The organism is Ornithinimicrobium pratense (assembly GCF_008843165.1).
Lineage (GTDB): Bacteria > Actinomycetota > Actinomycetes > Actinomycetales > Dermatophilaceae > Ornithinicoccus > Ornithinicoccus pratensis.
On sequence record NZ_CP044427.1, the window covers coordinates 529,185 to 543,022 of the forward strand.

At 72.7% G+C, this 13,838-nt stretch carries 10 protein-coding genes; 6 read left to right on the forward strand and 4 right to left on the reverse strand.

Translation table 11 applies throughout. The features are described from left to right. The first annotated feature begins 428 nt into the window (after positions 1 to 428). The 4 genes from FY030_RS02475 to FY030_RS02490 all read left to right on the forward strand — a co-directional run bounded on the left by FY030_RS02475 (position 429) and on the right by FY030_RS02490 (position 3,956). Complete coding sequence (locus FY030_RS02475; RefSeq protein WP_158060134.1) at positions 429 to 1,409, forward strand: methionine ABC transporter ATP-binding protein; 981 nt, start codon at positions 429 to 431, stop codon at positions 1,407 to 1,409. Beyond that, entirely contained in the window at positions 1,409 to 2,068 is a 660-nt protein-coding gene (locus FY030_RS02480) for a methionine ABC transporter permease (RefSeq protein ID WP_158060135.1), read from the forward strand. Before FY030_RS02475 ends, FY030_RS02480 begins: the two co-directional genes overlap by 1 nt. 146 nt (positions 2,069 to 2,214) lie before the next feature. Continuing rightward, positions 2,215 to 3,057, forward strand: coding sequence for a MetQ/NlpA family ABC transporter substrate-binding protein (locus tag FY030_RS02485; RefSeq protein WP_158060136.1), 843 nt, complete (start codon positions 2,215 to 2,217; stop codon positions 3,055 to 3,057). Between the two features lie 71 nt (positions 3,058 to 3,128). Next, on the forward strand, positions 3,129 to 3,956 hold the full coding sequence (locus FY030_RS02490) for a MetQ/NlpA family ABC transporter substrate-binding protein (protein ID WP_158060137.1): 828 nt from the start codon (positions 3,129 to 3,131) through the stop codon (positions 3,954 to 3,956). On the opposite strand, the gene FY030_RS02495 is transcribed toward FY030_RS02490, so the two are convergent. The 4 genes from FY030_RS02495 to FY030_RS17000 form a co-directional block, all read right to left on the reverse strand. Next, entirely contained in the window at positions 3,953 to 4,927 is a 975-nt protein-coding gene (locus FY030_RS02495; RefSeq protein ID WP_192498684.1) for a TPM domain-containing protein, read from the reverse strand. The two genes, FY030_RS02490 and FY030_RS02495, sit on opposite strands and share 4 nt — an antisense overlap. Further along, positions 4,927 to 6,594, reverse strand: a complete 1,668-nt coding sequence (locus tag FY030_RS16245; protein ID WP_192498685.1) for a TPM domain-containing protein — start codon at positions 6,592 to 6,594, stop codon at positions 4,927 to 4,929. Before FY030_RS16245 ends, FY030_RS02495 begins: the two co-directional genes overlap by 1 nt. A gap of 50 nt (positions 6,595 to 6,644) precedes the next feature. Then, positions 6,645 to 7,364, reverse strand: a complete 720-nt coding sequence (locus FY030_RS02505) for a PspA/IM30 family protein (protein ID WP_158060139.1) — start codon at positions 7,362 to 7,364, stop codon at positions 6,645 to 6,647. 145 nt (positions 7,365 to 7,509) lie between these two features. Beyond that, positions 7,510 to 9,606, reverse strand: coding sequence for a TPM domain-containing protein (locus tag FY030_RS17000; protein ID WP_192498686.1), 2,097 nt, complete (start codon positions 9,604 to 9,606; stop codon positions 7,510 to 7,512). 109 nt (positions 9,607 to 9,715) lie between these two features. Here FY030_RS17000 and mfd point away from each other — a divergent pair, with 109 nt between their 5' ends. Together mfd and FY030_RS02520 are read left to right on the forward strand one after the other, a co-directional pair. Next, a complete protein-coding gene (gene mfd / locus FY030_RS02515) occupies positions 9,716 to 13,321 on the forward strand; it encodes a transcription-repair coupling factor (RefSeq protein ID WP_158060141.1) in 3,606 nt (1,201 codons plus the stop codon). A 62-nt stretch (positions 13,322 to 13,383) separates the two neighbouring features. Beyond that, positions 13,384 to 13,824, forward strand: coding sequence for a DUF6918 family protein (locus FY030_RS02520; protein ID WP_158060142.1), 441 nt, complete (start codon positions 13,384 to 13,386; stop codon positions 13,822 to 13,824). The last annotated feature ends 14 nt before the right edge of the window (positions 13,825 to 13,838 follow it).

Here is a 13,838-nt window from a genome sequence, read left to right on the forward strand (position 1 = left end):
CATGCCTCAGAAGGTTGCGCCTGCGCCATGAGCCCTCAACAGAAGAAACCACCCACGTTCGCCACTCGCAACGCAGGTTCATCGGTGAGGGTCCACTGACTGGCGCGGTCTGATGAATATCGTTCGCGTGCCGATTGGTCTTGCCTGTCCGCACCGCCTACCGTTGACCCAGCGTCCACCGCTCCGGTGCGGCGCTGCACCTCACTCGCGAGCTGAGAAGGACGAGATGACCGGCCGACGAATGCGCCCGACGCCAGGCACCGCCAGGACCCATTGTCCTGCGGCCATGCGTCACCTGAGCGCCGTCGCCTGAGCGTCACCCTCCACCCAGCCCACCCCGCGGGCCGGCCCGCCCAGCACAGCACGCTGCGGCATTCCCCTGCACCGTCGTGCGGTCGGGCCCGTCCCTCCTGCTGCCAAGGAACCTCGTGATCACCCTCACCCACATCAGCAAGGTTTTCCCGGCCCGGCGCCGACAGGTCGCCGTCGCCGCCCTCGACGACGTCAGCCTGCGCGTCGAACGGGGGCAGGTCATGGGCATCGTCGGCCCGTCCGGTTCCGGCAAGTCCACCCTGGCCCGCATCGTCAACCTGCTCGAGCGCCCCACCACCGGCACGGTCGTCGTGGACGGGCTGGAACTGACCAGCCTGTCCGCCGGCGAGCTCAACCGGGCCCGCCGGGGGATCGGCATGATCTTCCAGCAGTTCAACCTCCTGGACTCGCGGACCGCGCTGGCTAATGTCGAGCTCCCCCTCGCGCTGGCCGGCGTCGGCCGCGCCGAGCGGCGGTCCCGCGCGACCGCGCTGCTCGAGCGGGTCGGCCTGGCCGACAAGCTGGACGCCCACCCCGCCCAGCTCTCGGGCGGTCAGCGCCAGCGCGTCGCCATCGCCCGGGCTCTCGCGCCGCGGCCCAACGTCCTGCTCTGCGACGAGGCCACCTCGGCGCTGGACCCGGTCTCCACCACCTCGGTGTTGCGCCTGCTGCGAGAGCTCACCGACGAGCTGGACCTCACGACCGTGCTCATCACCCACGAGATGGATGTCGTCAAGAGGGCCTGCGACCACGTCACCCTCCTCGAGGACGGCCGGGTCGTCGACGCCGGCGCCCTCGGCGATGTCGTGAGCCGGCCGGACTCGCCGCTGGCCACCCGCCTCCTTCCCCGTCCAGAGCGCCCCGTCGGCGAGCAGGTCGTGGAGATCACCGTTGGTGGCGCGGAGCACGACGTGGTCCTCACCGAGCTCATTCGCCGGTATGACGTGCAGGTCGCCGTGCTCGCCGGGTCCGTGGAGACCCTGGGCGACCAGCGCTTCGGCCGGCTGCAGGTGCGCCTCGACGGCGCGCCCGCCGAAGTCCGCGCCGCCCTCGACCACCTAGCCGGGCGGCCCGAGCTGCGGGAGGCGGTGGCCTGATGATCGACTGGGACCGCATCGGACCGGCCTTGTGGCAGGCCACCGTCGAGACCGCCTACATGGTCTCCGCCTCGATGGGGCTGGCCGTGCTGCTCGGGATCCCGCTGGGCGTGCTGCTGCTGCTCACGGCGCCCGACGGGCTAACCCCCCGCCCGCTGGTGAGCAACGTCCTGGGAGCCGTGGTCAACGTGGGCCGCTCGGTGCCGTTCATCGTGCTGCTCGTCCTCGTCGCGCCGGTGACCCGGCTGTTCACCGGCACCACCATCGGCTCGACCGCCACGATCGTGCCGCTGACCATCGCCGCGGTGCCTTTCTTCGCCCGCCTGGTCGAGGCCTCGTTGCGCGAGGTCGCACCCGGGAAGGTGGAGGCGGCGCGCGCCATGGGGGCCGGCACCCGGCAGATCGTCCGGACCGTGCTGCTGCCCGAGGCACGCCCCGGGCTGATCGCCGCCGGCACCGTCACCCTCATCGCGCTCATCTCCTACTCGGCGATGGCCGGCGCGATCGGCGGCGGCGGGCTCGGCGACTTCGCCATCCGCTACGGCTACCAGCGCTTCGACACCGCGGTGACCCTCGCCTGCGTCGTCGTGCTGCTCGTCATGGTCCAGCTGCTGCAGTCCGCCGGCGACCGCCTCGCCCGCCGACTCGCCCACCGCTGACCCGCCCGGCCGAACCGCCCGGCCGAAACGCTCGGGCGAAAACGCTCGGTCGAACAGCCCGGCCGCGCGCGTCGACCGCCCGGACGACCACTCCCTACCCATCGTCAACACCCATCCTCTGCCTGCCCTGCACCCAAGGAGCTTCCATGCGTACCTCCCTGCCCCTGACCGCCCTCGCCCTGACCTCGGCCCTGACCCTGGCCGCCTGCGGCAGCACCTCCGACACCGCCTCCGACGCGGCGCCCGAGACAGCCGCGGACGGTGTCACCACCGTCCGCGTGGCCGTCACCCCGGTCCCGCACGCGGCGATCCTGGAGTTCGTCGACGAGGAACTGGCCGCCGAGGCCGGCATCGACATCGAGATCGTGGAGTTCACTGACTACGTCCAGCCCAACGTGGCCCTCGACGAGGGCGCGGTGGACGCCAACTACTACCAGCACGGCGTCTTCCTGGCCGACCAGTCAAAGGCCGCGGGGTATGACTTCACCGGGTTGGCCACGATCAGCTTCCAGCCGATGGGCCTGTACTCCGACAGCCTGACCGACCTCGCCGAGGTCCCCGAGGGTGCCACGGTGGCGATCCCCAACGACCCGGTCAACGGCTCCCGCGGGCTAAAGCTGCTCGCCGCCGAGGGTCTGATCACCCTGGCCGACCCCGACGCCCCGGTGCCGACCGTGCTCGACATCGAGGAGAACCTTCGCAACCTGCAGTTTGAGGAGGTCGAGGCGCCCCAGCTGCCGCGCAGCCTGGCGGACGTGGACATCGCCGCCGTCCCGGGCAACTTCGCCCTGGACGCCGACCTCAAGCCCGCCGAGGACGCCCTGGTCGCCGAGGACCTCACCGACACCACCTACGCCAACCAGCTCGTGGTCCGGGCCGGTGACGAGGAGGACCCGGCGCTGCAGGCCCTGCTGGAGGTGCTGACCTCCGAGGAGGTCCGCCAGTTCATCGACGAGACCTACGACGGGGCCGTGGTCGCGGCCTTCTAGGCCAGCCTCTCGGCTCTACCCCCACCCCCCTCACTCCCACCCCTCACTCACCCCTGACGAAGGACACGACCATGCACCGCCCGTTCACCCTCACCGCCCTCCTCGCCGCCGCCGCGCTGGCCCTGAGCGCCTGCGGCTCGGACAGCGCCGTCGAGAATGCCGACGACCCCGGCCCGCTCACCGTCGGCGTCTCGCCGCTGCCGCACGCGGAGATCCTGCAGTTCGTCGACGACGAGCTCGCCGAAGAGGCCGGGCTCGACCTGGAGCTGGTTGAGTTCACCGACTACCTCCAGCCCAACGTCGCCCTCGACGACGGATCTCTGGACGCCAACTACTTCCAGCATGCTCCCTACCTGGCCGAGCAGGAGGCCGCCGCAGGGTACGACTTCGAGGCCGTCACCCCCGTCCACCTGGAGCCCCTCGGGCTCTACTCGGCCACGCTCGGCAGCGTCGAGGAGATCCCCGATGGCGCGCAAATCGCCATCCCCAACGACCCGACCAACGGGGCACGAGCGCTCCACCTGCTCGCCGAGCAGGGTCTGCTCACCCTCGCCGACACCGACGCAGCGTCGGCCACCGTGCTGGACATCGAGGACAACGCGCGTGACCTGCAGTTCGTGGAGATCGAGGCGGCCCAGCTGCCCCGCAGCCTGCCCGACGTCGACGCGGCCGTCATCAACGGCAACTACGCGATCCAGGCTGACCTGTCCCCGGCCACCGACGCGCTGGCCGCCGAGGCGCCCGAGGACAACCCCTACGCCAACCTGCTGGTTGTGCGGGCCGGGGACGAGAGCGACCCGCGCATCGTCCAGCTCGCCGAGCTGCTGGGCTCGGAGGAGGTCGCCCAGTTTATCGAGGAGACCTACGACGGCGCGGTGATCTCCGCCCGCTCCGCCTAGGCCGGCAGCTGCAGCCCCCGCAGCCGCTCACGCGTGGACCGGGCCAGGGTATGCAGCTGCTCCAGCTCGGCGACCGCCTCACCGGGGGGCACCCGCCAGGTCAGGGCCGCCGTCGGCCCCAGCGACAGCTCCGAGCGCCGACGGTGGACCTGCCCCGCCTCCGCCTCGGCCAGCCGGACTGTCTCCTGGGCCTCGCGCAGCCTCGCCGCGGCCTCCTCGTCCTCGACGCGCGCCTGGGCCAGGCCCAGCTCCAACTGGGCCTCCTCCAGGGCGTCGTCGAGCTCGACGACCAGGCTCCCCAGCGTGCCGCTCAGCTCCTCGGCCCGCACCCGGTCGACAGCCTCCCGGGTGGCGGTGCGGGCGCGCTGGATCAGCCAGAGCGCCACGGTGCCTGCGACGGCCAGCACCAGGATCACCACGGCCGCCCACCACAGCGTCCGGGCGGTGGCGTCACCGGGCCGGTCCACCCCAGCGGCCCGGAGACCGGCCAGCGCCGTCCGGGCCACCTCGTCCGCGTCGCCACGGGCGGCGGCGGCGGAGATGTCGCGCTCGGTGCGGGCCACGGCACTGGCCGGAACGCCCGCGCCCTCCGGGACCTGCAGCGCGGCCGTCACGATGCCGGGCTCGGCGTCGACGTCGGTCACGACGACCAGCGCCAGGTCCTCCTGACCCAGGCCGCTGAGCCGGGCGGTCTGCGCCAGCCAGGACGGCGTGTCCCACCCGTCGAGGTCGTCCACCACGACCACGAAGAGCTGGCGGCGGGTCTCCTCGTAGTAGGCGTCCTGGGCCTGCTGCACGGCCTCGGGGTGGGCGAGCACCCCCTGCTCGTCGACCAGCTCGGCAGGCAGGTCGAACGGAGGCACTGCCGAGGCGGCCCCTCCCGACAGCCCGATCGACAGGCCAACCGGCAGGGCCAGGGCGAGGACCGCGGTGCGAAGCGGCCGGGCCGACCCGGCCACCGGCCGCCGCATCAGAAGCGGCCCCCGCTGCGGTTGCGGCTGGACGACCGGGACCGGGAGGAGCTGGACCGCGAGGACCGCGATCTGGACGACCGGGACCTGGAGGACCGGGACCTCGACGACCTGGACGCCGACCACCCGCTGCCTGAGCCGTACCGGGCGTCCTCATCCTCCTCCTCCCAGGCACGCTCCCTGGCCCGCTGCCGCTGCTGCAGCGTCGTCCTAGCCTGCTGGTACGGACCTAGCGCCATGCCCAGCCCGGACGCGGCCACCTCGACCTGCCCCAACTGAGCCTGTGGGTCGTCCCCGGGCGCGGCGTCGACCACCTCGCGGGCCTGCCGCACTGCTGCGTCCAGCACGTCGGGGGACAGCTTGGACCACCGTCCCCCACGACCGGGCGGCGCCAGCTCGCTGGCGTAGCGCTGGTGCTGGCCTAGCTCCCGCTCACCCTCCGTGACCAGGCTGTGCAGCGCGCGTTGCCCACGGTGCAGGTCCGTCACAGCCTGGTCCAGCTCGGCCTGCGGGTCCGTGGCCCTGTCCAGGGCGGCGGTGGCCTGCCCGAGGTGTTCGCGGGCCGAGGTGACGGCCTCCAGGGCCGCCTGTCCCCGACGGGCCGCGACGTGCTCATGGGCGGTCCGCAGCGCTGCGGCCGCCCCGTCCAACGCTGTGTCGGCCCGTTCGGTCAGTTCCGCCACCCGGCGCCGGACGAACGTCGGCGCAGCCGGCTCGGTCCGTGGGGCCACCTCGGCCACCTGCTCGCGCCGGCCCCGCTGTTCCTCCAGACCGACCGTGAGGTCGGACAGCGGGGCCGGACCGGTGACGATCTCCCGCGCCTGCTGCAGCTGTGCCGCCGACGCGGTCAGGTGGTCGTCCAGCCGGTCCAGGGCCCGGGAGGCCTGGTCGTGGTCCCTCTGCCAGTCCAGAGCGGTGTCCTGGGAGGGCGGCCAGCCCCGAAGCTCGCGCGGCACCCGGCCCAGCGTCGTGACCGCCTCGTCGAGCAGGGTCTCCGCCTGCTGGTGGCGCTCCCCGGCCCACTGCGCGTCCTCCTCGCTGAGCTCGGTGGGGACGAAGCGGACCTCCTGACCCAGACCTTCGAGTCGTTCGCGCAGCTGCCCGAGCCGCCCGCTCGTCCTCTCCCGCTCGGCGAGGAGCGTGCGCATCACCTGGCGGCGGCGTCGCCAGGACCTGGTGCCGACGACCCCGGCCACCACGGCGGCCATCGCGCCGAGGGTGCCAAGAAGAGCAGCCCAAGGCGCCCGGGCGCCCACCGGCTCCGCCACGGCATACCCCTGGGCCGCGGCGACGGCGGCCCCGGCCCAGTCACCCTCGCGCAGCTGCGGCTCGACCTCGTCCGCCGCGATCTGCCGCGCGCGGTCGGGATGGACCTCGGTCTCATCGATCAACCCGTACCGGCCGGCCTCGACGGCCACCGCCAGGAGCGCGTCGTCGGCGCCCAGCCCGGTCCGGTCGAAGGACTCCTCGGCCCAGGCGATCCCGTCCATCCCGTCGAAGTCCTCGACCAGCACGACGTGGAGCACGATCGCGTGTCCGTCCGCCAGCTCCGCGAGCGCCGTTGTCACCTCCCGGACCTGTGCCGGGGACAGGTATGCCGACGGGTCGGTGAGCTGCTCCTCGAGCCGTTGTGGCGGCTCGGCCGCCGCCGGAGGCACCAGCAGCACCGCCGCCCCGGTCCCGAGGGCCAGGATGGCGGTGAGCTGCTGGAGCCGGCTCAGCTCTGCTGCCCCTTCAACTGCTGCAGACGCGCCTCGATCTCGCTGTCGTTGCTGTGGTCCTCGAGCTCGGCGAACCGGTCCGCCAGGCTGCTCGACTGCGCCTCGGCGCGGCCCTGCACCATGGCCTCCTGGCGCCGGACCTGGTCCTCCCAGCGGGCGATGTCGCTGCTGGGGTCCATGACGTCGATCGAGGACATCGCGTTCTGCACGGTCTCCTGTGCCTCGACGGACCGGGCCCGCGCGACCAGGGTGTTGCGCCGTGACTTCAGGTCCTCCAGCTTGGTCTTCATCGTCGCCAGCCCGTCCTTGAGCTGGTCGACGGTGGTGTTCTGCTGGGCGATGACGGGCTCGGCGTTCTTGATGTCGTTCTCGTGCTGGATCTGGCGGCTGAGCGCCACCCGCGCGAGGTCGTCGAACTTGAAGGCGCCGTCCGGGTCGCCCGCGCCGCGCATCTGCTCCGCCTTGGCCGCAGCGGCAGCCGCCTTGCGACCCCACTCGGCCACCGCCGCGCGGTCGGTCTCCAGGTCGGTCTCGGCCATCCGCACGTTGGCGATGGTCTGCGCCACGGCCTCCTCAGCCTCGGCGATGCTGTTGGTGTAGTCACGGATGAGCTGGTCCAGCATCTTCTCGGGGTCCTCGGCACGGTCCAGCATCGCGTTGATGTTGGCCCGCGCGAGCTGGCTGATCCGGCCGACGATCGTCTGCTTCTGGGTCATTCTGGGTGTCCTTTCTCATCCCGCCGGTTGGCGGAGAACGTGGGTCCATCTGCGTCCATCATGCTGTCGTCAGGGTACGGCCAGGCCGGGGTGCGAGGCGGGGTGCGAAGGCAGGTCACGGCAGGGTCAGGGTCTGGTGGTGGCCTCAGAACCGACCGCCGGTGAAGCTTCCCCCTCCACCTCCGCCGCCCCCGAAGCTCCCACCACCGAAGCTCCCACCACCGAAGCTGCCACCACCGAAGCTGCCGCCACCGAAGCTGCCGCCGCTGAACCCGCCGCCGCCGCCCCAGCCGCCGGAGTGGCGTCGCCCGCCGCCGCGGTTGCCCCCGAGCAATATCCCGCCCAGGATCACCGACCACGGGTCGATGCCGCCGCCGCCGGACCCCCCGGGCCCTCCCCAACTGCCCAGGTCGTTGTTGGCCTCGGTGAGGGCCTGCTCGCCGAGCTGCTCGGCACGGGTGAGCAGCGCCATCGCGGTGCGCGGGTCCTTGCCGCTGGTCGTGCGCGCCTCCTCGTAGAGCCGCAGCGCCTCTGACATCCGGGTCCGGGCCCCACTGGAGATGGCTCCTCGCCGGGTGGCGATCGTCTGGTTGATGCTCTGCAGGCGGGCCCCGACCCGGGTGAAGCGCTCGGTGAAGTCCCCCCGCATCTTGGTCGCGTGGGACTCCTGCTCGCGCATCGGCTCCAACAGGGTGTCCAGGTCGTGCTCGGCCACGTCGAGGTCCGCCAGCGCCCGCAGCGGATCGCCCGAGGACCGGGCCGCCTGGGCCTGCTCGATGGCCTCCCGGGCCCGCTGCACGGACTGGCCGACGGTCGGCTCGTGCGGCGCCAGCCGCTGGGCGTCCTGGATGTCGGCGGTCAGCGAGGCGATGCCTCGGCTGAGCTGCTGCGCCGCGCTGGCCAGGTCGGAGTCGGCGCGGGAGACGGCGTCCAGCAGGCTCGCCGCCTGCCCGATCGACTCCTCTGCGGCCCGCGCCGCGGCCACGGCCGAGGGCCGGTCGTCCCGCTCCAGCGACTGCCGGCCGGCGATGACGAAGCCGTCGGCGGAGTCCAGCAGGCCGGTCGCCTGCTGGAGGTGGGCCCGCACCGTGACGAGCGCCTCGCGGGGGTGGCGGGCGGCCAGCCCATCGATCTCCTGCCGGGCGGTGGGCAGCCGCTCCCGGGTCTCGCGCGCCCGGGTCGTCAGCTCGTCAAGGAACTGCGGGGCGCGGTCCTGCAAGGCCCGCAGCGTGGCGAACTCCGCGGTGTGCTCGTCCAGGGTCCGGCGGGCCTGGCTGGTGAGCTGGACGATCCGGGACAGCATGCTGCGGCGCACGTCGTCCGGCTCGCGCTGGTCGTCATCGAGCTGCTGGCGCAGGGAGAATGCCTCCTTGGCCGCAGCCTTGGCCTGTTCCAGCACCCCCCGGAAGGCCTCGGTGCGCTGCCGGCCGAACTGGGCCTCGGCGAAGGCCAACTCCTCCTCGGCGCTGCGCACGGCGTTGTCCATCCCCACCAGCGCCTCGGCCGACTGCCGCTCCAGCTCCTGCAGGCTGACCCCCCGCGCCCCGGCCGGTGCCGACGCTGCGGTGCCGCGGGTGGTGCGGCTGCTGCTCCTGCTGGCCGCCCTGATGGCCAGCACCGCCCCGCCGCCGATGAGCAGCGGCATCAGGAGGGCGCCGGTGAAGTTGCCCAGGCCCCCGGAGGAGCGCGTGCGCACCGGACGGTCCGAGCTGATCCCCCCGCCTGAGGCAGCCCGAGCGTGCTCCCGGGCGAAACCGTTGACAGCCGCCTCCGCCGCGCCGGCCCAGTCGTCCTGGCCGAGCCGTGGCTCGACGTCCTGCAGCTGCACCCGTTGCACGGCCTGACTGGAGAGCGTGCCGCCAATGTCGCCCAGACCGTAGGCGCGCTGCTCGACCGCGACCGCGAGGACCAGGTCGCCGTGCCCCATACCCGACTCCTCGGAGGTGAGCTGGGCCCACTCCGGACCATTGGTGCGGGCGCCGGAAGGGTCGGTGAACTCGTCCACGAAGACCACGAACAGCTGCAGGCCGGTCTCCTGCTGCAGCGCCTCGATCCGCTCCACCACCTCGGTCTCCTCCGAGGAGGAGAGCACGTCCGCGCGGTCGGTGACCGGGCCGGGCAGGTCGATCGGCTCCTGCGCCTGCGCGGTCGGCCCCGTCGCGAGGAGGCCAGCCACGGCCAGCGTGGCCAGGGTCGCGGCTGCGCGCCGGGACCGGGGACGGGACGGGCGAACGTCAGGCATCACGCCCCGATCCTCCCCGACCGGTCGCGCTCTCGTCCACCGGGGTGCGCGGCCGCCGTAGACTGAGGGGCCACCCCCGCTCCTACCGCCTCGTGCCTGAAGGAACCCCATGCCCCTCTCGCCCGTCGTCGAGCTGCTGTGCGCCCACCCGTCCGTGGCGCCGGTGCTGGCTGCCGCCCGGGAGGGCGTCAGCGCCGTCGACGTCTCCGCAGCCTCCGGTGCTCACCCGGCGTTGGTCGCCGCCCTGGCCGGGCGCGACCAGGCCCCCGTCCTCGCCGTGACCGCCACCGGCCGTGAGGCCGACGACCTAGTCGCCGCCCTGGGTGACCTGCTGACGGACGGGCCCGACGTGGTCGCCGCCTTCCCCTCCTGGGAGACCCTGCCCCACGAGCGGCTCAGTCCCCGCTCGGACACGGTCGGTCGGCGGCTGGCGACCCTGCGCCGCCTGGCCCACCCGGACGGCACCGACCCCAGCGCCGGTCCAGTGCGCGTGGTCGTGGCCAGCGTCCGCGCACTCCTGCAGCCCGTGGTCAAAGGGCTGGGCGAGCTGGAGCCGGTGACGCTGCGGGCCGGGCAGGACCGCTCGCTCACCGAGGTGGCCGAGGCGCTCGTGGCGGCCGCCTACACCCGCGTGGACATGGTGGAGAAGCGCGGCGAGTTCGCGGTCCGCGGCGGCATCCTCGACGTCTTCCCGCCCACCGAGGAGCACCCGGTCCGCGTCGAGTTCTGGGGGGACACGGTCGAGGAGGTGCGCTGGTTCAAGGTCGCCGACCAGCGCAGTCTGGAGATCGCCGAGCACGGCCTCTACGCCCCGCCGTGCCGGGAGGTCCTGCTCACCGATGAGGTCCAGGCCCGGGCGGCGGACTTGGTCGACGTCCTGCCCGGCGCCGCGGACCTGCTCACCAGGATCTCCGAGGGGATCGCGGTGGAGGGTATGGAGTCCCTCGCGCCCGCCCTCGTGGACGGGATGGAGACTCTGGTCGACGTCCTGCCCGCCGGTGCACGCGTGGTCGTGCTTGACCCCGAGCGGGTTCGCATCCGCGCCCACGACCTGGTCACCACCAGCGAGGAGTTCCTCCAGGCGGGCTGGGCCGCGGCCGCCGGTGGTGGCGCGAGCGTGCCGATCGACCTGCAGCAGGTGCTCGGCACCGCCTCGTCGTGGTCGTTGGCCGACATGCGCAGCCACACCCTGGCCTCCGGCCGCCCGTGGTGGGCGCTGACCGCCTTCACCGCCGACGCCGAGCTGGTCGAGGCAACCGCCGACGAGGCCGAGGTCACTACCCTGGTCGTCCCGTCCGCCCAGGTCACGGCATACCGCAGCGATGTCGAGACGATGGTGGGTGACCTGCGCACCTGGCTGGGTGAGCAGCGCCCGGTCGTCCTGGCCCTGGACGGCCCGGGCCTGGCCCGGCGGGTGGGGGAGGTGCTCGGTGAGCACGACGTGCCCCACCGGGTGGTCGAGGAGCTGTCGGCGTCGCTGCCGGCGGACGTGGTCACCGTCACGACCGGACGGGTCGGCCGAGGCTTCGTCCTCAGCGAGGGCGGGCTGGTGCTGGTCGGGGAGACCGACCTCACCGGGCAGCAGACCAGCGGCGGCAGCACCCGCGACATGCGGCGGATGCCGGCGCGGCGCCGGCACCAGGTCGATCCGCTGCAGCTGCGGCCCGGCGACTACGTGGTGCACGAGCAGCACGGCGTGGGCAAGTTCGTGGAGATGGCGCAGCGCAGCGTGCAGGGGGCGACCCGTGAGTACGTCGTGCTGGAGTACGCCAGCTCCAAGCCGCGCGGCCGATCGAGCGCTCCGCAACCGGATCGTCTGTATCTGCCCACCGACCAGCTGGACCAGCTGACCAAGTACGTCGGCGGTGAGGCCCCCACCCTGCACCGGCTCGGCGGGGCGGACTGGCAGAAGACCAAGGCGCGGGCGCGCAGGCACGTCAAGCAGATCGCCGGCGAGCTGATCCGGCTCTACTCGGCGCGGCAGGCCAGCCAGGGCTACGCCTTCGGGCCGGACACCCCGTGGCAGCGCGAGCTGGAGGACGCCTTCGCCTTCGTTGAGACTCCTGACCAGCTCTCCTCGATCGAGGAGGTCAAGGCGGACATGGAGAAGACAGTGCCGATGGACCGCCTGGTCAGCGGCGACGTGGGCTACGGCAAGACCGAGATCGCGGTCCGGGCGGCCTTCAAGGCGATCCAGGACGGCAAGCAGGTGGCCGTGCTCGTGCCGACCACCCTGCTCGTGCAGCAGCACTACCAGACCTTCTGCGAGCGCTACGCCCAGTTCCCCGTGGTCGTCAAGGCGCTGTCCCGGTTCCAGAGCGACAAGGAAGCCAGGGAGGTCATCGCCGGGCTGGCCGACGGTTCGGTCGACCTCGTCATCGGCACCCACCGGCTGCTGGGGTCGACGGTGCGCTTCAAGGACCTGGGCCTGGTGGTCATCGACGAGGAGCAGCGCTTCGGCGTGGAGCACAAGGAGCAGCTCAAGGCGCTGCGCACGAACGTCGATGTGCTGGCGATGTCGGCGACCCCCATCCCGCGCACCCTGGAGATGGCGATCACCGGTATCCGCGAGATGTCGACCCTGGCCACCCCGCCGGAGGAGCGGCACCCGATCCTCACCTTCGTCGGGGGGTATGACGAACGGCAGATCGCCGCCGCCGTCCGCCGCGAGCTGCTGCGCGAGGGGCAGGTCTTCTACATCCACAACAAGGTGGGCTCGATCGAGAAGGCTGCTGCCCGGCTGCGGGACATGGTGCCGGAGGCCCGGATCGAGATCGCCCACGGGCAGATGGGCGAGCACAAGCTGGAGCAGGTGGTCGTCGACTTCTGGGAGCGGCGCTTCGACGTCCTGGTGTGCACCACGATCGTGGAGACGGGCCTGGACATCCCCAACGCCAACACCCTCATCGTCGAGCGCGCCGACACCCTCGGCCTGTCCCAGCTGCACCAGCTGCGCGGCCGGGTCGGTCGCGGGCGGGAACGGGCCTACGCCTACTTTCTCTACCCCCCGGAGAAGCCGCTCACCGAGACCGCGGTCGACCGCCTGCAGACGATCGCATCCAACACCGACCTGGGCTCCGGTATCGCGGTGGCGATGAAGGACCTGGAGATCCGCGGCGCCGGCAACCTGCTCGGCGGGGAGCAGTCGGGGCACATCGAGGGGGTCGGCTTCGACCTCTACGTGCGGCTGGTCGGCGAGGCGGTGGCCGCGTTCAAGGGTGAGGTCGAGACGCCTCCGGCCGAGGTGAAGATCGAGCTGCCGGTCGACGCGCACCTGCCGCACGACTACGTGCCGGGGGAGCGGCTGCGGCTGGAGGCCTATCGCAAGCTGGCGCAGGTCACTGATGCTGTTGAGGTCGAGAGCATTCATGAGGAGCTGGTCGACCGGTACGGCGCCCCGCCGCCGCCCGTGCAGACGCTGCTGGAGGTGGCCCGGCTGCGCACGGTGGCGCGGGCCGCTGGGATCACTGACGTCGCCGTCCAGGGCAAGATGGTCCGCCTCGCCCCGGTCGAGGACCTGCGCGAGTCCCAGCAGCTGCGGCTCACCCGCGTCTACAAGGGCACGATCATCAAGCCGGCGCTGCGGCAGATCCTGGTGCCGATGCCGAAGACCGCCCCGGTCGGAGGCAAGCCGTTGCGGGACAAGGAGATCCTGGACTGGGCGGCCCAGCTGGTGCGCTCGATCCTGCTGGACGACTACGCCGCGGCGGGTTGAGCGCGGCTCAGCCGACGGTCGTGATCCGCGCGCGGCGCGCGGGCGGATGACATGCTGGGCTCATGACGACGCTCAGCACCTCTTTGCTCGACCCCACGGTCCGCCCGCAGGTGGTCGACGCCCTGGTCCAGCTGGCCGAGACCGAGGTCTCGGGCAAGAAGGGGATCAGCGGCACCATGCTGAAGACCGCGCTGGCTGGTGCCCGCAAGGCGCCCGGCGGTGGGGTGGGTCGGCCCGCCAACGCCCTGCTGCCCGGGGTCGCCCGGGCGCTGGACCCCCACTTCGAGGCCAAAGGGTCCCAGCCGTTCGGGGCCTACCTGGCCGACCCCGCCCGCTCCTCCCAGGTCGCCGACGAGCTGCTCGCCGTCGCCGACGCCCGGGCCAGGTCGGTGGAGGGCAACCCGTTGGGCAAGCTCTATGCCAGCTTCCGGGGGCGGGCCAAGGAGCACGTGGTGGCGGCCCTACCGGGCTTGGGCGCGACCCTGGAGCGCTTCGTCCGCTGACGACGGCGCGTGCG